The sequence below is a fragment of the Microcoleus sp. K1-B1 genome, assembly GCF_036704705.1.
Classification (GTDB): Bacteria; Cyanobacteriota; Cyanobacteriia; order Cyanobacteriales; family Microcoleaceae; genus Microcoleus.
Window position 1 is genome coordinate 1 of the sequence record NZ_JAUBSH010000109.1, and the last position, 22,057, is coordinate 22,057.

General features: G+C 45.4%; 17 protein-coding genes. 7 read left to right on the forward strand and 10 right to left on the reverse strand.

The window, feature by feature from the left end; all coding sequences use genetic code 11:
• Positions 1-87 precede the first annotated feature (87 nt).
• The 3 genes from QUA83_RS26160 (at position 88) to QUA83_RS26170 (ending at position 1,890) form a co-directional block, all read left to right on the forward strand.
• A complete protein-coding gene (locus QUA83_RS26160; RefSeq protein ID WP_333296862.1) occupies positions 88-1,014 on the forward strand; it encodes an ABC transporter substrate-binding protein in 927 nt (308 codons plus the stop codon).
• 109 nt (positions 1,015-1,123) lie between these two features.
• Positions 1,124-1,534, forward strand: a complete 411-nt coding sequence (locus tag QUA83_RS26165) for a XisH family protein (RefSeq protein WP_333296864.1) — start codon at positions 1,124-1,126, stop codon at positions 1,532-1,534.
• On the forward strand, positions 1,525-1,890 hold the full coding sequence (locus tag QUA83_RS26170; protein ID WP_333296865.1) for a XisI protein: 366 nt from the start codon (positions 1,525-1,527) through the stop codon (positions 1,888-1,890). The genes QUA83_RS26165 and QUA83_RS26170 overlap by 10 nt, the downstream gene beginning before the upstream one ends.
• A gap of 293 nt (positions 1,891-2,183) precedes the next feature.
• Here QUA83_RS26170 and QUA83_RS26175 read toward each other — a convergent pair whose 3' ends face one another.
• From QUA83_RS26175 to grxC, 8 genes are all read right to left on the reverse strand, one after another.
• Positions 2,184-7,520, reverse strand: a complete 5,337-nt coding sequence (locus tag QUA83_RS26175; RefSeq protein WP_333296867.1) for an AAA family ATPase — start codon at positions 7,518-7,520, stop codon at positions 2,184-2,186.
• Between the two features lie 192 nt (positions 7,521-7,712).
• On the reverse strand, positions 7,713-8,366 hold the full coding sequence (locus QUA83_RS26180) for an amidohydrolase family protein (RefSeq protein ID WP_333296869.1): 654 nt from the start codon (positions 8,364-8,366) through the stop codon (positions 7,713-7,715).
• Positions 8,367-8,386: 20 nt separating this feature from the next.
• Positions 8,387-10,888 carry a glycosyltransferase gene (locus QUA83_RS26185; protein WP_333296871.1) on the reverse strand — a complete coding sequence of 834 codons (2,502 nt, stop codon included), beginning with the start codon at positions 10,886-10,888 and terminating at the stop codon, positions 8,387-8,389.
• Between the two features lie 709 nt (positions 10,889-11,597).
• Positions 11,598-12,179, reverse strand: coding sequence for a hypothetical protein (locus tag QUA83_RS26190; protein WP_333296872.1), 582 nt, complete (start codon positions 12,177-12,179; stop codon positions 11,598-11,600).
• A gap of 166 nt (positions 12,180-12,345) precedes the next feature.
• The gene (locus QUA83_RS26195; RefSeq protein ID WP_333296873.1) at positions 12,346-14,184 is read right to left on the reverse strand and encodes a CHAT domain-containing protein; all 1,839 of its coding nucleotides are present in this window, start codon (positions 14,182-14,184) and stop codon (positions 12,346-12,348) included.
• 108 nt (positions 14,185-14,292) lie between these two features.
• Positions 14,293-15,432, reverse strand: coding sequence for a Gfo/Idh/MocA family oxidoreductase (locus QUA83_RS26200; RefSeq protein WP_333296875.1), 1,140 nt, complete (start codon positions 15,430-15,432; stop codon positions 14,293-14,295).
• 178 nt (positions 15,433-15,610) lie between these two features.
• On the reverse strand, positions 15,611-16,570 hold the full coding sequence (gene gshB, locus QUA83_RS26205; protein ID WP_333296877.1) for a glutathione synthase: 960 nt from the start codon (positions 16,568-16,570) through the stop codon (positions 15,611-15,613).
• A gap of 67 nt (positions 16,571-16,637) precedes the next feature.
• Positions 16,638-16,901 carry a glutaredoxin 3 gene (gene grxC / locus QUA83_RS26210; RefSeq protein ID WP_333296878.1) on the reverse strand — a complete coding sequence of 88 codons (264 nt, stop codon included), beginning with the start codon at positions 16,899-16,901 and terminating at the stop codon, positions 16,638-16,640.
• Positions 16,902-17,434: 533 nt separating this feature from the next.
• Here grxC and QUA83_RS26215 point away from each other — a divergent pair.
• Positions 17,435-17,632 (forward strand): hypothetical protein, encoded by a 198-nt coding sequence (locus QUA83_RS26215; RefSeq protein ID WP_333296880.1) that lies wholly within the window; start codon positions 17,435-17,437, stop codon positions 17,630-17,632.
• A gap of 615 nt (positions 17,633-18,247) precedes the next feature.
• Here the strand turns inward: QUA83_RS26215 and hflX are convergent.
• Positions 18,248-19,888, reverse strand: a complete 1,641-nt coding sequence (gene hflX, locus QUA83_RS26220) for a GTPase HflX (protein WP_333296883.1) — start codon at positions 19,886-19,888, stop codon at positions 18,248-18,250.
• 4 nt (positions 19,889-19,892) lie between these two features.
• On the opposite strand from hflX, the gene QUA83_RS26225 reads away from it, so the two are divergent.
• From QUA83_RS26225 to QUA83_RS26235, 3 genes are all read left to right on the forward strand, one after another.
• On the forward strand, positions 19,893-20,018 hold the full coding sequence (locus QUA83_RS26225) for a hypothetical protein (RefSeq protein WP_263053573.1): 126 nt from the start codon (positions 19,893-19,895) through the stop codon (positions 20,016-20,018).
• Between the two features lie 510 nt (positions 20,019-20,528).
• The gene (locus QUA83_RS26230; RefSeq protein ID WP_333041855.1) at positions 20,529-20,741 is read left to right on the forward strand and encodes a chlorophyll a/b-binding protein; all 213 of its coding nucleotides are present in this window, start codon (positions 20,529-20,531) and stop codon (positions 20,739-20,741) included.
• Between the two features lie 298 nt (positions 20,742-21,039).
• The gene (locus tag QUA83_RS26235; RefSeq protein ID WP_333041853.1) at positions 21,040-21,318 is read left to right on the forward strand and encodes a Photosystem I reaction center subunit PsaK; all 279 of its coding nucleotides are present in this window, start codon (positions 21,040-21,042) and stop codon (positions 21,316-21,318) included.
• Between the two features lie 156 nt (positions 21,319-21,474).
• Here the strand turns inward: QUA83_RS26235 and QUA83_RS26240 are convergent, their stop codons facing one another.
• Positions 21,475-21,990: a DUF1349 domain-containing protein gene (locus tag QUA83_RS26240; RefSeq protein ID WP_333296881.1), complete on the reverse strand. Its 516-nt coding sequence runs from the start codon at positions 21,988-21,990 to the stop codon at positions 21,475-21,477.
• Positions 21,991-22,057: the final 67 nt, after the last annotated feature.

The following is a 22,057-nucleotide window of genomic DNA, read 5'->3' on the forward strand; positions in this document are numbered from 1 at the left end:
TGAGTTACCTCAGTAGATATATTCTTTTTGTTTACTTATCTTAACATAGTTCGGTTTTTTTGCGCCGACCTACTTACTCCCTTAAAAGTGCTAATTGCTAATGATGATAAAAACCCAGAAATTGCCGCACAAATTGCCAGTGCTTTGGCAAATAACTCGGAAATTTTAGGGGTAATCGGGCATTTTGGTTCAGATACAACGCTAGCAGCCAGCAAGATTTACCAGCAACAACAATTAGTAGCAATTTCTCCGACAAGTACGTCGGTGCAGCTTTCAGGAGTTGGCAGCAATATATTTCGCACAGTGCCGAGCGATCGGTTTGCGGCTAATGCTCTTTCCCGCTATATGCTGGGAAAATTGCAAAAGCAAAAAGCTGCTGTATTTTTCAATTCTGCCAGCAGTTACAGCAAATCTTTAAAAAATGAATTCACTACGGCTATTTACGGAGATGGAGGACAAATAGTAGGCGAATTTGACTTTGCTAATGGGAATTTTAATGCTGCCGATAGCGTTAAAAGTGCGATCGCCCAAGGAGCAGAAGTGATTATGTTAGCATCCAATTCAGCCACGCTTGACCAAGCTTTGCAAGTAGTGCAAGTAAACGCCAAACGGCTGCCATTACTAGCAGGAGACGATGCTTATACTGCTAAAACACTGCAAATCGGTGGCGCAGCAGCAACAGATATGGTGCTGGCTGTTCCTTGGCACATTCTCGCAGATCCACAGTCAAACTTTCCCCAAACATCCAAACAACTTTGGAATGCTGAAGTAAGTTGGCGCACCGCTTTAGCCTACGATGCGGCGATCGCGTTGAGTGTCGGTTTAGGGCGCAATCCGACTCGTACAGGCATTCAGCAAGCTTTATCGGCGTCAGATTTTTCGGCAAATGGAGCATCGGGCCCGATTCGGTTTTTACCTTCGGGCGATCGTAATCGCGCAGTTCAGTTAGTAACTGTTAAACCCGGAAATCGCACCAGTTACGGTTACGATTTTGTGCCGATATCCGGTTTGTAAACTATTGGCGATCGCCAAATGTAGGTTATAATGTTCATTGGTAAGTTCGAGGGCTGGTCAAGGAGAAAGGCTTACAAGATGAGTAGTTATCTGCAACTAGAAAACTTGTATGGTAAAAGATCGGTTTCATGGTGTTGTTAAGACTGCTTTAGAAAAGCAAGGTTGGCAGATTACGGCCGATCCCTATGAAATTAATGTTGATGATGTAGATTTTGAGATTGATTTAGCGGCGGAACAACTGTTAGCCGCCCAGCGAGATCATCAGAAAATAGCTGTAGAAGTTAAAAGTTTCATTAGCCCATCCAATGTTTCAGATTTTCATACTGCATTGGGACAATTTCTCAATTATCGCGATGCGCTTGAAATTATTGAACCCGATCGCCGCCTCTATCTAGCGGTGCGAGTGCCAATTTATGAAAGTTTCTTTCAACGACGGTTTATTGTGGCTGCGCTTGGGCGATATCAACTACGATTGATGATTTATGATGTGCAACAGGAGGTTATTGTTCAATGGCTATAGAGCAATATCGGCAATACATTCGTCATCTTCTTTCAGAACGGCGAGAGCGGATTTCGATACAACGCAATGCCCAAGAATACGAAGTGCAAACCCTTTTTGATACTGAGCAAGATCATTATCAACTTCTGTATGTTGGTTGGCGTGGAAATAGACGCGATTTTGGCTGTATTCTGCATCTTGATATCAAGGGTGGAAAAATTTGGATTCAGCATGACGGTACTGAAGTCGGAATTGCGAACCAACTCGTCGAACTGGGAGTGCCTAAAGAAGATATTGTTTTAGCATTCCATGAACCCGATGTACGCCAATTTACTGATTTTGGCACAGGGGAAGCGATCGCCCTCAGTTTCGGGTAGCTAAATTAGGTGTAACCGATGAGGCGAAGGAGTTATTTCTGCTACATAAGATTGACATAAATATGACTTACGCAAAAAACCCGGTTGAGCGGAAAAATAGTGGAGTTCTCGCCTGAGAGATTGACGGAGAAACCGGGCTTTTGCCCCTGGATACATCCCGGAATGATAAATCTAAAATTTTCCATTCATGTCCCCACAAAATTAGGTATAAGTAGTTAATAAAAATTAATTATATATTTTCCCCCAAAGCCTCGAAAGATATTTGACACTGCCGCAACTCTATTTTCCCATACTTACTTCTGTTTGATTACTACCAAAGTAATGTCATCAAATACTTTTTGCTCCCCGATGTATCGCCGCACGTCATCAATAATAGCTTGCTTGATTTCTGCTGCTGACTTTTCCCTGTGAAGGGCAACAAGTTCAATCATTGGCTCGATACCGTATTCCTTTTGATTCATATCAAAAGCTTCGGTAATTCCATCTGTGTAGAGTACGACAACATCCCCGGAATTTAATTGTATTTCAGTAGTAGCAATGAAATCGGCAATATCTGGTTCTAAGGCGATGGGAAAGCCTAACTCCATCGTGTCAATCCGCTCTACTTCGCCGCCGTCACGCACGACAATCACCTCTTCGTGCTGTCCGCTCAAACGCAGGATGTTGTCCCCCCGATATTCCAGCAAAGAAAGGCTCATACTTTTCCCGCAATTCATGCGCTCTACGTTGTCAAAAAGCGTTTGGTTGACTGTCTGCAATAATTTAACTGGGTCGGTTTCATTGTGAACCAACAAAGTGCGAATTGCTGTTTGCGCCATAATCATTAACACGCCGCTTTCTAAACCGTGTCCTGTCACGTCACCGATGCCAATTGTGGCTTTACCGCCGTGCTTTAGTACGTCGTAGTAGTCGCCGCCAACTTCATCAGCCGGTTCCATGAATGCAGCAATTTCTAGCCCTGCTATTGACTCTAATTCCTGCTGGTGAGGCAAAATCATTTGTTGCAGGCGCCGGGTTACGTCTAGTTCGGCACTCATGCGAAGGTTTTCTACTTTTAGCCGATCGTTCAAAACCAATATTTCTGCATTAGCTTGAGCTAACTGTGCGGTGCGATCTTCTACTTTTTGCTCTAAAGTTCGGTTGTAATCTTCTAATTGTTCGTAGAGACTTGCATTTTCAATGGAGATAGCGGCTTGAGCTGCGATGATTTTTAAAGTTTCCACTCTTTCCGAGGTAAATGCGCCGATCGCCAAGTTATTTTCTAAGTAGAGAATTCCACCTAGTTTGCCTTGATTGAGTAGGGGGGTGCAGAGGATCGATTTGGGTTGAGTAGCGGTAATGTAAGAATCCCCAGTAAATAGTCCTTCATCGGTGGCGTTATTTAATACTACATTTTCGTGGCTGCGAGCGACGTAGTTAACTATGGCGGTTGACAGCAGGGGAATTCCGGTGGCAGGATCTACAGAATCTACGGGAATGGATTGCATAATGGTAATGCTCTCGCATTCTACTGCTGCTTCGGCTTCAATCGCCCAACTCCCGCCTTTATCCAGAATGAGAAAACCTTTTTGGGCGCCTGCGTTTTCAATCACAGTTTTCATCACCTGGTTTAACAATTGTTCGAGAACGATTTCACCGGAGATAGCTTGGGATGCTTTCATTACTGCGGCAAAATCTAGCGATTCGCCGGAATTACTACCAGTTGTGGTGATTGGATTGATGGTATTATTTTCAGTAGCTGTTCGGGTTGAACCAAGCCACTGGAAATATTTTTCATCTAAATCTTCTACTTTGTGTTTGGCTCCCCAGATTTGATAACCTTGGTATGCTTTTTTTAAATAAATTTGGGCAAAGTCAGATTTTTCTTGGGCAAACCAAAACTTGGCGGCTAGTTCGTTGGCGAGTGCTTCATCCTGAATAAACTCATTTTCTTTAGCCAATTTAATCGCTCGATCGTATAAATCGATCGCTTCATACCACTTACCCGATATTCTGGTCATTTCTGCGGCGACTAAAAGATACTTATGCAGAAAATTTTCCTGGCAATTATTTGCCCAGTTTTGCATTTGTGCTTGGTTAGCCTCGATTTGAGTCCAGTATTCTTGTTGCTCTTTTGGAGAAACAGATGGATGGAGTGCAGCTAAAATCAGGGAATAGTAAAAGTTGTAAGTAGAAGCTTGAATAGTGCCAGAAATAAACGCTAATAGTTCCTGCGCCTTGACTATAGATGCTAATGCTAATTGCAACTCGCCATATAAATAGAGAACTTGAGCCTTGAAAATGTAATAATAGCAGATTGCGTTTGGGGTTCGGCTAACTTCCTCTTGATTTAGATAATCGGATTCGTCAATTTCATCGCAGCTAAAATAAAGCTGATCTTGCGTTTGTCCGAGCAGGTTTTGTAAGATTATTTTCTGTCCCAAGGTGCAATCAACAGACCATTGGTTTTGGGTCTTTTGACAGAAAGGGAGAATGTCAGATGCCTCTTGAGGAAGTAAAGATAGATTTTTGCCTTGGTAAATTCCATTTAATAAAGTATGAGTCATGCTAAAGCCAGCATATTGAAGCATACCCGACTGTAGCCCAGCTTCAATTGATTCTGCGTTAATATTTTCAGTTTGCTTGATATGCTTAACCCATGACCCAGAAAAATTGGCAAGTAAATTAGCTGTTTGACTTATAGAGTATGAATCATCGAATTTTTTACTTAACTGATATCCTAGCAGGGTGAGTTCGTAACTTAACTGATAGTTTCCTAACATTGCCTGTAGCATACCAAATATACCGTAGCTAATTGCAGATTTGGATGTATGGCCGTATTCAACGCTCATATTGGCAGATTTAGCCATTACAACACCAGCAATTTGGGGAGCGCCTAAGTAGCTTGGCGGTAACATTTTTATCAATAGCTCTAAAGCCATCTGCTTGATCGGGTCTTCCATTTCTGGATTGTCAATCAGCGAAGCAACTTCTCGTTTTCCTAAACTTTCGCTAAACTTACCTAATTCAGTTTCAACAGCTTTGTTAAAGTCGCCATCTGGAAAGTCGATGCCCAATTGTGCTAAAGCTGTTCGACCGACTTGAATCGCCTCCAAGTATTTGCCCTGCATGGTATATAGTTCGATTAGTAAATAATAGAATTCCGAGCGTTCGATTCCCGATTTTGCTTGCTGGAGTGACTGTTCGATTAAAGCTTGAGATTGCTCAAAATTTCCATTGAGATACTCGACTTCTGCGAGTTCTTTGTAAAGGTCGAGCGCCATCGCGTAACGCTCTTGCCAAATGTCTCCGGGAAACACATCATTGGCAAGAATTAGATAGTCTCTGGATGCCGTATATGCAGTTGCTTCGTTGGCTTTTTTACCAGCGCGTAAATTTAATTGTGCCAGTTCGATTTTTTCGGACTCTCTCTCCAGTAACCCTCGACCTTTATTGAGATGATCGACTAAGGTAAACAGTTTTTCTCCTAACTCTGCTTTACCAAGTTTGGTCAGCAATAATCTGCCAATTTGAAGATGTACGGACTGCTTGCGATCGTCATCAATTAGTGCATAAGCCGCCTGTTGTACGCGATCGTGTTGAAACTTATATTCCTCGATGATTAACGCAGATTCGAGCGGTGTTTCTGAAGATGTAGTTTCTAGAGATGAGGTAGGCTGAATTAAACCTAACTGAATTGCTGTTAAGAGATCCTGACAAGTTTTTTCAGCGGATTCTTGACAAATTTTGCAGAGAGTCGTGAGATCGAAGCGATTGCCAATGCAAGCAGCTAAATACAATGCTTGTTGAGTTCCTTTTGACAGTTTCCTCAGTTTTTCGATCATCAAGTCAACTACATTGTCTGTGATGCCCAAAGCTTCTATTTGAGCGATATCCCACTGCCAAGATTTCCCGGTGCGATCGAAATTTACTAAGTTTTCTTCATAAAGAGTTTTGAGAAATTCATTAATAAAAAATGGATTTCCAGATGTTTTATTATCGACCAATTCTGCTAGTGGTTTAACGTTTTCTCGATCCTGGTGAAGCGCATCCGAAATCAGTTGAGTGATTTCTTCAACTTGCAGAGGAGTGAGGATAATTGTGTTGACGATCGCGCCTTGTTCTGCTAAGCGATCCCGCATTTTGATTAAAGGATGATTGAGATCGACTTCGCGATCGCGATAAGCACCGATGCACATTAGATAGCCCAAATCGCGCTCGCTCATTATCAGTTCCAGCAACTTGAGTGTTGCAGAATCAGCCCATTGCAAATCGTCAAGGAAGATAACTAAAGGGTGCGCTTTCTGGCAAAAAACTTGCAGGAAATTTAGGAAGACTGTATTGAATCGATTTCGGGTTTCTGTGGGTTCTAGAAGCTGCACGGGAGGCTGAGAACCGACAATTTGTTCGATTTCGGGGATGACATCAATTATGACCTGTCCGTTAGCTCCAAAAGCAGCTAAGAGTTTTTCTCGCCACTGAGCTAATTGAGCATCGTTTTCACTCAGCAGTTGTTGAACTAAAGACTTAAATGCAGATGCGATCGCAGAATAGGGAATATTGCGCTGAAACTGATCGAATTTACCAGAAAGAAAGTAACCGCGTTGTTGGGTAATTGGTTTGTAGAGTTCTTGTACCAGCACTGATTTACCAATACCAGCATAACCACCCACCAACACCATTTCAGTTGACCTGTGACTTGTTCCTTCCGCAATTCTTTGAAAGGTTGAAAGTAACGTTTCTATTTCCGCTTCTCGTCCGTAAAGTTTTTGCGGAATTGCGAAGCGATCGGAAATCTCGTAACGAACAAGAGGGAAATCTAAAATCTCTCCGTTTTGCTGTAACTGAGTTAAACATTCGTTTAAATCTCCTTTCAATCCCAAGGTATTCTGATACCTATCCTCTGCTGTTTTAGCCAGCAACTTCATAACAATATTGGAAACAGCGATGGGAACTTCTGGAGCGAGTTCGTGGGGAGGAATCGGCTGTTTGGCAATATGACAGTGAACTAATTCCAACGGATCGTCTGTTTCAAACGGAAGTCTCTGGGTGAGTAACCGATAAAAAGTTGCGCCTAGAGAGTAAAAATCTGTGCTGCGATCGAGGGCACGATTCATTCTGCCCGTTTGCTCCGGCGACATATAAGCTAAAGTCCCTTCTATAAGATGGGGATTTTTAATTGTTGGATTTTCGCGGGTAAATTTTGTAGAAATGCCAAAGTCAATAATTTTGACTTGTCCGGTTTGGGGATTGTAAACAATATTAGAAGGGTTGATATCTTTATGGATAATATTAGCAGCATGAATCTCGCCAAGTCCGCGTGCAATCTGGATGGCAATGGAGAGAAATTCTACAAGCGAAAATGTTTGGGATTGTGTTAAAATATCTAGTGAGTGTGCCCCAAAATCCTCCAAAACCATAGCCAGGGTATTTTTATAGGGCAATAAGTCATAGACTTTGATTGCACCATCGATTTGGAGGGAGCGGGTAATTTCGTATTCTTGTTTGTATCGAGTTAGTTCTGAGGGACTGGGATAATCTTCCTTGAGAATTTTCAGGATAACGGGATGATGGCGAGATTTATGGACAGCCCGATACACCAATGAATTAGAGCTTTCGTAAATCTTGGAGAGAATCTGGTAGTTGTCCATTTCAGTCATTGGTGTCAATTTAAGATAGAAATTCTCGATCGATCTCGCTTTTACCTGAGTCTCGATCCCCCTAAATCCCCCTGAAGAAGGGGGGCTTTTAGTTGTTTCCAGTCCCCCACTTCTTAAGAGGGGCTAGGGGGGATCGATATCTCATGGTCAAACAGCTATCTCTAACTGCGTTTGACCTGTTTGTTAACAACTATGCTCCAAGCCATAAAAACGAGCAGGGTTATCCCAAACAATTTTATGCACAATTTCCTGAGAAAGTTGCTCTTCTAGAGCCACCACTTCCTTAACCACATCGGGCTGATGATCCATGTGAGGATAATCAGAGCCAAAGATTAAGTTATCTGAACTGATCGCGTTTATTAGTTGGGCTAAATAAGGCTCGGAAGGCTCGATCGCAATAAAGCACTGGCGACGAAAGTATTCCGATGGCTTCATTTTGACACGATCGACCACTTCCCATTGCAAATCTTCATATTCGCGATCGAGCCGCCACAGCCAGTAGGGAAGCCAGCCACAGCCAGACTCTAGCAATCCTACTTTCAGTTTAGGATGACGCTCTAAGACACCGCCTTCGATCAAGGAAAGCAGCGCCATCATTTGTTCCATCGGATGAGAGCAAGCGTGGAGGGCAAAACGAGTTTGAAAGCGATCGCTTCCCGCAGTAGGCGATCGGCTGTGAGTCCCTTCGTGTAAACTAACAGCAATTCCCAACTCTTCACACGCCGTCCAAAAAGGTTCGTAAGCGCGATCGCTCAGTAGTCGCCCTTTTACAGGATTAGGACGTAAAAAAACTGCTTTCGGGTCAAAATCAGCGATTCGTTGTAATTCCGATACCATTTCTTCAATTTCATGTCGAGCTAAAGTTGCGAAACTGCGATCGGTCTAACTGCCCTATTCCTCTCAAAAACAGCCCTCGGTTTCAAAGCAATTCTCAACAACAGCCACAGCGATCGCCATTCTCCGGGAGTTTCCTGCCGCTGCCACTGGCCCGGGCGACAGTACAGCATTTCGATCAAACAGCGGTGCTGCCTAATATTCAGGCGATCGAACGCAATTCGCACAGTGGGAAATTCCACCAAACTGCACTCTTTTCCATCCCGAAAACTCGACTCCAACTGAGATTTATCGCTCACCAACTCAATCTTAGCCACAGGAATAAAACAGTTCTCTTCCATAATTTCCAGAGTCGCCGAATCGCAATCAATCAAACCTTTAGCCAAACGACGCTCAGTGCCCAACTCAACAACAGATGGCGCTAGCGCTCTCCTTGCTTTGACTGCCGCACTGCGAGGGAGCGCTTTTATTTTACCCTGGGATAAACTTGTCGGAACGGCATATTTTTGGAAAATCTCTGCTGGGGTCAAACTCTCTTTACTACCCTTACCTTTCACCGCAAAACTTGGCCACTGCGTCAGAGCAACTTCCGCGCCACTTTCCGAAATTACAGTGGTTACACCCCAAAAACTTTTACCGCCAATATTCAATTGTACAACCAGGCGTAAATTGAACCATTCGTAAATGTCCGGCTTAGGAATATCCACCAAAATCAGCAAGGCAATCCCCAACATCAGCAGGTTGTACGCGCTCCAAATCCATCCCAAACTCATTCCTTTTGACAAATTTGCACTTTCTGATATTGACTGTACGGTGCCAACATTTTTAACTAAATTAATGTTTAAATTGTGCCACAAACTGAACCCTGTAGCTGCAAACAAGACAATCAAAGGCCATCCCAAATTCCAGTTAAAACGAAAGCGATCGCTCGCCATTCCTTTTGGCGTCACCTGAAACCCTTTCCCAAAGGGATTCAGCATGGAACTCACCACCGTCACCGCTAAAGGAATACACTGAACAAACGAATAAACATCCGAAAGCAAAGCCGAACCCGATCGGCGGTTCAGCCAAGAAAACACAGTAAGTTGCACAAAATAGTAAGGCAGGAAAAAGTACAGCAATTCCCGTGCACTTGCCCGCAAAGGAATGATGCCGAAAAACGAATAACCTAAAGGGATCAACAGATATAAAACCTTGGTTAAACTGGTAAACCAGTGCAGCAATCCTTCCAAATGAGACAGCCTTTGTACGAATCTGAGACCGCGAATTGTTAAAGGATTGGAATCAATAAAAAATGCCTGAAGGGTGCCGCGCGCCCAGCGTAGCCTTTGATTTAGATGAGCCTCTATATTTTCAGCCGCCAAACCAGCACTCAATTTTTCATCTAAATAAACTAAGCGATATCCGGTTGCTGACAGCCGAATTCCGGTAAAATAATCTTCGCAAATTGAATCTGTGACCAAGCCTCCCGCTGCTTCTAAAGCACTCCGCCTCACAACAAAAGATGTACCGCAACAAACCACGCTGTCGGCGCTGTCTTTGATGATTTCAATTTGTCGGTAAAAGATTTCTTCTTCCGGGGCGAGCACATTTTCTAAACCTAAATTACGGGAGATGGGGTCGTGGTTATAAAAGCTTTGCGGTGTTTGAACGAGGGCAATTTCGTGATTTTGAAAAAATCCAACTGTGCGAGTTAAAAAGTTTTTAGTGGGAATAAAGTCGGCATCGAAAACTACAATTAGTTCTCCATTAGTTAAGGCTGTGGCATGATTAATGTTTCCAGCTTTGGCGTGAGTATTATCGGGTCTGGTTATATACTCGCATCCCAGTTCTTTTGCCAGAAACTTGATTTCAGGTCGCTTGGTATCGTCGAGCAAATATACTTTTTTGTTGGGATAATCTAAAGCTTGACAGCCGATTACACTGCGCCGTAAAATAAAAGCCGGTTCGTTGTAAGTTGGGATCAAAATATCTACCGGCGGGGTGAAGTTTCCAGCTTCAACTGCAACTGCCATGCGATCGGCTTCTCGACGCCGGTCTTTCATTCTCAGCATTAAATACAGTTGAATACTGGTGTTAAAAACCAGTAGCATTTCTAGGAAAAACAGCCCTAAACTAAAGATACCGTTGAGGGGATCGGTTAAATTTAGAGTAGCGAGCGATCGCCATAAAACGTAGCGAATGGTTAAAGCCATAACTATTGCCACTACCACAGCGCGCGACCATTTCTGCGGTTGAGGCGAAATTTTAATTGCCGCTAAAGCAACGGAGACAAGCGCGATAGTCGGCACTAACAGATACATCTTGCTTGTAGCAGGCACTTGCAGCCACACAGGCGGGTTTTGCTGCCAAGTGTTGATTGTGGCAAAAATACCGCTGACTGTACCTTCACGGGCAAACCAGGCTGCGGCGATCGCACCTGCGAAAGCAACCGCCCCCAACACGACTAGCGTTGCCGTCGGCACCCGCGAAATCTGCCAAAAGTGGCGTTTCAAGTCTTGAAAACCAAATCTTGAAGTTGTCATAAAATAATTTTAAAGTTCCGATCGTGCATGCAACAGTAAGGGTTTCCTGCTGTCCACTTTTTAATTCAGTTGAAAAATTCCGACACACCCCAATTATTCTCTTTACATTTTTTAACATTCTGACAATTGATATGATAATTCATCTTGCTTACTATTGCCAAACTTCTTAGCGAGTCCAAACCTGGCCAAATATAGCAGAAGGAAGAAGGAAGAAGGAAGAAGGCTTTAGTTACCTAGGAGAGAAGTCAATCGATTTTAGATTTTAGATTTTAGATTTTAGAATTGAAGCATTGACCCCACGGATAAATTCGGGGGCTTGTATCCTGGATGCTTTCAGTCAGAAGCAATCTTCGGCAAGGATTTCAGCAATTAAGAACCTCCTAATTTACCTGTTGCAGCAATGTCAGCAACAGGCTTTCGGGCCTGTTCCACAATAAAAAATATTTCTTTTGGGCCGTTTCTGCGACGCCACCCATAAAAAGCTTATTGAAAATGCTGCCACATCTTAGTCCTAAGCGTCGGGCGCGCTTGCTATAGTTCAAAAAAAATTATCTTGTCTACAAATCAAAGAGGATTGCTATATCAAACTATAGCAATCCATAGGATTTAATAATTAGACGAATTTAACATCTAACTAAAGGTAGATTAATTTTATATTAATTTAAAAAAATTACCGCGATCGCAGCCCAAAAACCCAGCCATCACAGAACTAATCAGCAATTTCTAATTGCGAGATTGCATAGCGGGCGACAGCCAAACTAACTCTGGCTTGTTCTATTTCCGACAATTGGGCCCAAGGTTTTTTAGTAGCCATGACCAATTCCCCCCCTTCCGAATCAACATCTCGCATGGCATAAGCCAAAGGACGTGCCAACACCTGCAAATCTTCCTCAGCCCACTGAGGCAAAATATCTAAGACGCACTCTACCATTTGGTCAGCTAAAGATTGATACTTAACAGTTGCGTTTTGCACGCTTTGAGCGATGCTCGCCAGAAAATCTTGAGGAACGCGGGCAAATTTCTCGCGCAAAGACTTTTGCAAAGCAGTCGTCAGCCAAACTTGTTCTAATTGCGAAAATAAAACTTGCGACTTCAGGGCAATATCGCTGTCGCTGAAGGAATCAGATAGCGCAAATTCCTGTTCTAGGGCAGCTAAATAAGATTCGGATTCAAGCTGTGCAGGATTCCAGGGGTAAGCAACATCAGTCTGAACAATTGTGGCGAGAAGTTCCATCTGGGCCTGAGTTTGTGAGTCGCGAAAATATTCAGAATCAGTAGATTGGGTAGCCATGATGTAATACCTAAGTAGGAAAAGGAAAAGACAGAAGGGGGACTGTGCCAAGAGCTAGTTGCGAGCTATCAGTGGTAAATAACTCTTTTAAATTCAGACTGGACACTCAACGCCCAGAACTTTGCTGTGCCAGTAGCCGCTTGCCTTCATTAGCTACACCCGCACCTTAATTAGTTCCGCAATCAGTCTCACTGTACCCCGAAGTTTTAGGAACCTCAATAGTGAACTCAAAAATCTGACCTTGAGAACTGCCAAATTTTAGCTGAGTCCCGCTGCGTAGCAACAATTCTTGGTGGTGAACTCTCTGCCATCCCTCAGAACCCAAAACTAGAGTCCCGTAGCGAGAAAAATCGCGCAGGAAGTAGCTAGGTTCTTCCCGGCTATCTCCGATCGTGTTGCGGCAGAAAATCTCGGCGTGTTTTTGAGAAACCCACTGTTCTCGAATCACTACGTCGTTTTCTTCCCAGCGTCCGACTCGAACCATACCTGCGCGAATCGGCCAAACCTGATTGGTCGAGTCAGTGGATTTGCCATTGGGTCGATCGCGCCCCCGCAAATAAGCACAAGACGGCAACCGTCCCAGCCAAGTAGAAGAATTTAAAGGCAATTCAGTTTTGAGGTCATCTACCGGCTCAGTTAGCTGACCGTCAAACTCAGGGTGCATATACAGCACAGGCAGCGTCCAAGCCGGTTGATTGAACTTGTAGAGCGTTAGTAACTGCTGTCTGGCGACGGCGACGGCCCGATCGATCGACATCCGTCCGGCCAAAGCTTGGGCAAAAGTTTGGATAAAACTCAGGGCCTCGCGATCGGCGATCGAGTCCCGCATCCCCAACACCGCAGGCACCCCGTGATGGATCAGTACCTCAGCCAAACTGCTGCGGGCGATCGCCTGTTGCTGGCCGTTAGTCGAGTGCAACCTCTCCACCGCCGGCTGAGCTCCCCAGCAGGCATTAAACACCGCCAGAGTCACGCGACACCGAACTAATACCTGAGCTAGTTCAGTGCCATTAATCGCCGTTTCCGGCCCCAAAAACAGCAAACCTCCGTCGGGGCCCGGTATCCCGTGGCCTGCGTAAAACAGAATGTTGTAAGCTTGCGTTTCCAGGCGAGAAATGAGTTCCGCCGGAGTAGGTTCGATCAGAGTATCGACGCGACTCGGAACGCTGATGTCAAAATATTTGCCGCTGTCGTCGGTTTGAAAAGCACTTTCCAGAACACCAGCTAGGGCGAGTGCTTCTGCTTCCAACTGCAAATGACGGTTATTGCTGCTGGAAAATTGAGAATTAGCACCGCGGCCGGGTTCTGCTTGTCCCAAAACTAGCAAAATGTTGAGCGACTCCGCAGGATGCAGGGGTGGCAAAGGTTCAACATTGCTGGTAGTGCGGCTGAACAGCAGTTGCTGCGACAGAGAAATTGCCGGTTGACCGGCTTGAGGCTGCATAATTTCCCAAGGTAAAGCAATTAAATACGGTTCGCGCAAGTCTACGCGCACTCGCAGGGGTAGATTTTGTCCGATCGCGATACCTTTACTTTCCTGGAGACTACCCTGAATCGGCCCTTCAAACAGCCACTGCCAAAGATTAATCCCCAAATGCTGCATCAGGCGACTGCTGTAGCTTGCCGGTGGCCGAGGCTGATGCTGATCCCCTTTGTTGCCCCACCCCCGTTGACCGAGGTGGAGCGGCACAGAGGGCGCCGCTGGAGCGAGGTCTAGCGACTGAGGACTTCGTTGTTCAGTTTCTGCCAGTATATTCTGGTTATTTTCTGGCGAGACGAAACTGCCATCAGGATTTAGGGGCAATTCGTGAATTGTCCCGGAGGGCGAAAACATTTCCTGCCAAGCTTTCCAAGATTGGGAGAGGGTATCTGGCCACATACAGTCGTGGTGAACGTACCCGCTGGGATAAGGAGCTTGTAGAACCCAAGTGGCAAAATGGTTTGCCCCAGCGGTTCTCAGGCGAGCGATCGCTATACTGAGGCAAGGACTTTCAGGGCGCGCCATTCACAACTACCGACTCTGGATATAGGGTTGGATTGAGTTTCTCTATTTGTAGTTTATCGGGTTTGGGGTGCGATCGAGTGCGTGAGATTGCTTTGGGACGTTTCACTTTTACTTAGTGCCCAAAAATTTATCTAAATTCGGTAAATCTACCCAAGTTCCCGTAGCATTCGACTCCTGGGTCAAATCCATCAACAACTGCGAGTAAACTCCTTCTCTGAGGGACGGTATCAAAGATTTACCAGCATCTATTGCTTCTACCCACCTATCTACTACTCGAATAAACGGTGCAATTCTCCCGTCTGGATAAACTTGAGGAAACTCCAATCTTTGAGGAATTTTGATTTCAGCTAAAGGTTCTCCACCTTGGGAACCCCACAAGCGAAATCCGTGGACGTAATCTTGCTGGTTATCGCTTCCTAACACCAACGTACCCTTACTCCCGTATATTTCCACCCAGTGTCCCCGCCCTTGATAAGTAACAGAACTCAAACAAACTTGACAAGGAGTTCCCCGGGCTAATTCCAACATCAACGTGCAAGAATCATCTGCATCAACTAATTTTAACTTTCCCGAATCATTGGGATCAGGGCGCCGCGAAATTCCTGTAATCAATTGCCCAGAAAGCCTTTGGGGCGGGCCGAACAGCCAGCTAATATAATCAAAAACGTGAGAACCTGTCGCGCCCAAAACTCCGCCGCCGCGCTCTTTTTGCGCGTACCAATTCCAGGGGCGACTCGCATCAGCGCGACTCGATACCAGCCAATCAATCTTAATTAAACGCTTTTCTCCCACATATTCTGCTGCCAATAATTCTGCTAGCATTTGCCATGCGGGGATGAAGCGAAACTCAAAGTCCATTGTGGCAATTGCTCTCGAACCACCATTTTTAAAATCGGTTTGAGATTCGTTGTTGGCCAATCGGTAAAGTTCCCTGGCTTCATTTGCTGTCAGGGCTGTGGGTTTTTCTAATAATAAATGCTTGCCTGCTTCCAAGACGGTTTTTGCCATTTCATAATGCAAAAAGGGCGGTGTGGAAATGCTGACGCCCGCTACTTCTGGGATCGCTACTATATCGGCGATCGAGTCGCAAGCGTAGGGGATATTGTGGGTAGAGGCGAGATCCTTTGCTTTGTCTAAATTCCGGTGGTAAACAGCCACAACCTCTGTCCGGTGATGGGCCTGGAATCCGGGAAGGTGCACTTTTTGACCGAAACCGGTACCGACTACTGCAACGCCAATTTTTGACATAATTTAATAATTGGGAATTGGGAATTGGGAATTGGGAATTGGGAATTGGGCATCGGGCATCGGGCATCGGGCATCGGGCATCGGGCATCGGGTATTGGGAATTGGTCATTGCTAATTAGTAGTAAATAAGCAATAACTAATAACGACTAACCAATGACTAATGACTAATGACTAATGACTAATGACTAACTACCCATTCAATTACTTGTTTGCCCAAACTAACGCCGTCAAACAAGTCAATTTCTCTGATCCCTGTAGGGCTGGTGACATTAACTTCCGTGAGATAACCGCCAATAATATCAATGCCGACAAAGTACAGTCCGTCCCGTTGCAGCACTGGTTCTAACTGAGAGCAAATTTGCAGTTCGCGATCGGTAATTTCTGTTTTTGCGACTCGGCCGCCGACGGCCATGTTGCCGCGAAATTCATTGCCAGTGGGAATGCGGTTGATAGCACCAATGGGCTTGCCGTTCAACAGCACTATCCGCTTGTCTCCCTCTTTGGCTTCCGGCAGATAAGTCTGAACCATCACTGGAATTTGCCCTTGTTGAGTGCTAATTTCGACCAGGGAGTTGAGATTGCGATCGCCCGCTTCCAAAAACAAAATGCCCTCGCCAGCTTTGCCTCCCAAGGGTTTAAGAACTGCTGCTCCTTTTTTCTCAACAAATTGCCGAATTACCTGCTTGTTTTGAGAAACAATTGTCTCAGGAATCGCTCCCTCAAATTGCAAAGCATACATCTTTTCATTCGCCGCCCGCAATCCTTTGGGACTGTTAACTACCAAAGTTTTAGCCGGATCGATGCCATCTAGAAGGTAAGTAGCGTAGAGGTAAGGAATGTTGACTGGGGGATCTGTTCGCATAAATACTGCGTCCATTGCTTCCAGAGGCTGCAAAGTAGACTGTTCTAACTGATACCAAGCCTCAGTCGCCTCCCAGCGTCCATCTACCACTTTTACTGGCGTGAGGGCTACCCGACTGAGCATTGCCCAAGTTTTGCCGCCGATGACGCTTAGTTCGTTGGCTTGAGTCGCCCACACTTCGTGACCCAACTCTTGAGCTGCCTCCATCAGCGCTACGCTGGTATCGTGTCCTGGAATTAGTCGCGCGAGGGGATCGATGATGAATGCAAATTTCATTGTCAATTAAAATTAAGAATTGGTCGCAGGAAAATTTGGGCTAACTGAAAATTCGACAGGGAATGCCTCATTTTGCTGCTAGCAGCGGGTCTAGCTGGCCTTGAGCATCGAGTTTGTGGATTTCGTCGCAGCCACCTATGTGTTGGTCGTTAATGAATATTTGTGGCAGGGTGCGGCCTCCGTTGGCTCGATCGCTCATTTTAGCCCGTGCCGCTTCATCTCCGTCGATCGCGTACTCTGTAAAATCAATCCCTTTTCGCTTCAGCAGTGCTTTGGCACGAATGCAAAACGGGCAGGTTCTCCAAGTGTAAATTTCTACTTTAGGGGTCATGGGACGCTCAAACAATAACAATATTTTTTAATTGTAATCTTAACCCTAGTGCGGACTGTTTTTAGCTCCTAGGCTGAAACCCTCGATTTTTCCTTGGTAGCCAACTTGCCTTGGAGCCTTGAAACCCTTATTCTACGGTTCCCTATAAAAAACTGTCCGAAGGATTGATCTTAACCAATCTTATTTTAATTTTTATATTTTAATTTTGATTATATATAGCAACATATAGCCACCTTATCTTTTGCACCGGAGGTTATTTATTGCTGAAACCCTTGCAGGGAAGTGCATTTGCCTTCTTCCTTTTTTTTACCCTGATTTAAGTCGCTATCGCTTTCTTCCTTCAACATCCGGCTTTATTTGCAGCGCACAAGCGAGGTGTCAAGTTATTTTTTATACAATATTTTATTTTTTATATAAATTTAAGTAAACAAATACCCATGCTTAAAAAAACGGAGACATTGTAGAGGCAAACAGGACATTGTAAAGGCAAACAGGTTGGTCATCAGCCTGCCTAGCGCTGCGGACCAACCTGATTGTTTCGCTTTCTGCACGAACAGATCATTCCTGCACCTGTCAGTAAGACTGCGATCGCAGTACCCGGTTCAGGAATAGAAGTTGTGTCTCTCGAAGGTGGGGTTCTGTATCTTTCAGACAAACCCCCCTCGGTCGCCAATTGCGGGCCGGGTTCCGTTGTTGTTGATGTCTGGCTGGAGGCACAGGCAGTAGAATAATTTCCCGGGCCGCAGACATCTACTTGTGCTGAAGCCGGAGGGGCGGCAGCTAGATAGTAAAACGCTGTTGCCATTGTGGCCGAGAGTCCAATTGCTAGTTTTGCCAGTGGCGTACACATAACTATTTAGTTAAACAGTGGTAAAATCGAAAAATAGAAATAGTCCTAGAGATTAGCGCTGTACGACGGGCAAGGATTTGAGAGTTCTTACCATAAATGGATGTATTCTCTCGCGAACGTCTGTAAAAGATAGTATAGCGCTTGAGGTGAGTGCCCAAACACTTTGATAATATTATTCTCTTTTACCTTGACATTCCGTACCGTGGTTTGCACAGGTAGTTTGCTACAGACAGGTAGTTTGCTAGAGAGTGAAGCCACATCTTTTTGCAACCTCTGAACCAACAGCTCTTACAGCCATTAACAAAGAGTCTTTTTACCTTGACCGCGACCTCCGGCAATTATTTATTTAACCGATCGCAAAATAGATATTCTGTATTGTACTTTGCAAGGCACAATCTGACTACTCTTTTATAATCTCATAGTTTGACTAGATCTGTCCTCAGTATATGTACGTATATTCCCCCATGTCAACTACTCAAAAGAAATATTTAAGTATTTACCGAGGGTAGAGGGCGTATTGAATGAGCTGAGCTAGTCTGTCGCGGAGAGTTTCCATCCCAAGACCTTTGGCGGCCGAAATAAATACTGCTTGAGGAAATTCTTCTCTGGCGAGGGCGAGAGTCTCTCCATCTACGGCATCGATTTTGTTAAAGACTACAAGGGCTGGGCCGGGAGTTACGGGCATATCTGTCAAAATATTCATGACCGATCGAATTTGGCTCTGCCACGCGGGATGGGAGAGATCGACAAGGTGCAGCAAAGCATCGGCGTCAGTGACTTCTTCGAGGGTAGCCCGAAAAGCGTCGATCAAGGCGGGAGGCAGTTCGCGAATAAAGCCCACTGTATCTGTGAGGACGATCGACAGCGGTTCCCTGGTGACAGTGCCGGGAATGGTCAACCGTCGAGTTGTCGGGTCGAGGGTGGCAAATAACTGGTCGGCGGCATAGACTTCGGAATTTGTGAGCAGGTTGAGCAGAGTAGATTTACCGGCGTTGGTGTAGCCCACGATTGCCACTGAGGGTACATCGTGATGATGGCGGTTCTGCCGCAGCCGAAACCGGTGTGCCAGCAGTTGATTTACTTCTTGCTGCAATCGAGAAATGCGTTTGGCGATCGTCCGCCGTTCGGTTTCTAGCTTGGTTTCCCCAGGGCCTCTGGTACCGATGCCACCACCCTGTCTCGACATTGCCTGACCGCGACCTCTGAGCCGGGGCAGGGCGTACTCTAGCTGAGCGAGTTCGACTTGCAATTTACCCTCGCTCGATCGAGCTCTTTGGGCAAAGATGTCGAGAATTACCTCTGTTCGATCGACAACGCGAAGACCTATCTGAGTTTCCAAGTTCCGTATTTGTGCGGGGGCCAGGTCGCGATCGAATACCACGAGGTTAGCGCTAATCGTCTGAGCCGTGAGGGAAATTTCCTGAACTTTGCCTTCGCCGACGACTGTTTGCGGATGGGGGCGCGATCGTTTTTGGCGCACTGTTTGCAGAACCTGACCTCCGGCGCTTTCAACCAGCCGCGTGATTTCTGCCAGGCCGTCCTCAAACTCCAACTGAGTCATGTGCTGAGTCATGACACCTACCAACAGCACTTTATCTTGGTCTGCATCGACCTGCTTAGCGACAAACTCTGCTTGAAACTCTGCTTCGAGTCCTTCCACCAAATCCAGAAAGTCTTGGTCGGCAAGTTCGTCCAAATTCAGCGGTTCTGATATTTTCCAGGGAAAGTGTGGAGTTTGAATTAGTGACTTGGGAATTGAAGGCTCTTCTACTTCATCAGTTGAATCTGGTTCTAACTGAGCGCTCAAAACAGAGAACTCAAAATTTGGCTGATCTCCCTGGGGTATCAGGTGAGCGAGATAAGTTTCTTGGATGTAACCAGTCGCACCGCCGCCGCGGCGCTGAAATCCTCCGCCGGTCAGTGTCAGCCAAACGAGGGCGTCCAGGCGCTGAATAGCCATTGCTGTGAGGGCGGCTTCGCTTGGAGTTTCTGGCTTCAGGTGGGTGGCGATGCAGCGAATGCCGCTGAGGCGACCTCCCCCGTAGCGGGGCAATTCTAGGGGCGCAATCTGCGTTTGGCGGGGTGTACCGACGCCGACGCGAATTACTTGTCCGCGACGGTTGATGTAGGTGCAGATTGGTTTGTCTATTTCCGTGCTGATGGCGGCGACGCGCTGGGCGAATTCTGCAGTGGTGATGCGATCGCCCGGTAGTCGCTGGTGGTACAGCTTTTCGAGTTGCTTGAGCTGGCTGGACTTTAAACCTTGAAGATTGCCGTAGATGGTTTCGATAACTGTTTCTCCCGATCGCTCTGTTTATCTCCTATTTTAATTAACTCCCGCGCGATGTGTTCGGCTTTTGAGTTGAAATTTACTAAATTTTCTTGCTTCTAGGATTTCGCGGATTCAGTCTGGGCGAGTTCAAAAACGGATACTTGCTTTCCGACAACAGTCGTGAGTCTGCCAAAATTTTAGAGCTTCCAGATTCATCTGTGGAGTAAATCTCAAATCTCAAATCTACTGAAGAGTCAAAAGTGCCGTTGTTTGTCGCAGCAGCGCGATCGGGCTTTTCACAGCAGCAATCTCAACTTGCAGTTGTATTTAGTATCCAGAGATACAGGCGATCTCTTAAAAATCTCGCGTAACAAAAGTTAACACTTTATTTTTTGTTTCTAAATCCTCCTTTAGACTTGTCTGTATCTTGGGCCTAGAGACAGATAGCAAAGCAGAAATTAGGTCGCTACCATGAGAAGCGAACATTGTTAAGGAATGTAAAAACATGGAAACTCGTCCTACTAACCTGCCTCCTACAGCTAATGCTTACAACGGCAAAGATCGGAATGCCTTTTTGTTTGGCTTCAACCCGCAAGCAGAACTTTGGAACGGTCGCTTAGCGATGATCGGTTTCTTAGCTTATTTGCTTTGGGATGCCGCTGGATATAGCGTTCTCCGTGACATACTTCACTTTCTGCCTACCTACATTGCTCAGTAATGAGTAGCTGTCTTTCCTGTCTGGCAGCGTGAGTAAATGCCGCCACTGCCAGACAGGCTAAAAGTTACAAATGGCAGCGAGTATGGTTGTGTCCCTTTGTATCTTTCGTTACTTTTGAATGGCATTAAAAGACTTCTTGCTGTGATTAGATGATTACGGGTGGGGGCGCTGTCGCTGGCGCGGTGAATATTGAGAGCAACAGATATTTATTGCGTAAAGGCGATCGCCCCTGCTGTATTTTTGGCAAGAAATCTCATCGAGCATTTCTGATAATTTATGAAAAATAGGAGCATCAACGATGATTAACTCAAATTTACTGGCAGTAGTAGAATCGACCCTGGCTGACACAGCATCAGGAAATTGGCAAAAACCAATAGTGATGTTTGTTTGCAATATCTTAGCATTGCTAGTTCTCAGCCGCCGAATTTGGTATCCCCACGTCGGGCCAAAAATGCCTTTGCCCTTCCCCTCTTTGTTCAACAATGTTAGCGTACCGGCATTTCTGGCTTGCATGAGCGCAGGTCATTTGCTCGGAGCATTTATGATTTTGACCCTCAACATCGACAAGTATTTTTAGAATAAATGGCGTAGCTTTTGTGGTAATTTATTGCTACATTTTTTAGTAGGTTCAAAAGCGCCAAAAAAATGGTAGGGGGGTAAGTTAAAAGCACTCACCCCTAATTTTAATTTTATATATGGAGTGGCGCAGAAATCGGTTTTTTTACCATCCCCATTAGATCAGCTTACTATGCTTAAACCCTTCAAATTCGACTGCAAAACCTTCACCTTGGGGAGCCGCACACATTAACCCAACTTGAACGATTGGTGACTCAGTTAGATATGCCAGTCGCATCATTGAATAGTCTGACCCATTCAACGAGTATTGCACTTCCACCGTTTCAGCTCGGCGCTTTACCCGCAGCCACAGAGAAACAGGCGGCACTTCAAGCGGCATAACAGACCAATCGGAATAGTCTCGTGTCACAACCGCACTCACGTTTTGCACTCCCTCAACAAACTCAATGCCGCACTTGAGCCAGATATTTTCGCTCTCTCTAATCATCAATCCTGCTTGATCGTAGAGCGATCGATAGCAACCAGTAATTTTGACTTCGGCTGTAAAGTCGCCTGACACTTGACGGTAGTAAAAGTTGCCGTTATCGCGAATGAATCCGTAATGAGTGTGCCGCCAAAAGTCAGTCTTTGCGCCGGCGGTAATGTGGATAACGTCGTTATCCTCAGGGTGCATCTCAGTTTGGCAAATACATCAAATTGAAAGTTGACCATTGAGATAAGCACAGCGAAGAGCAAGGATA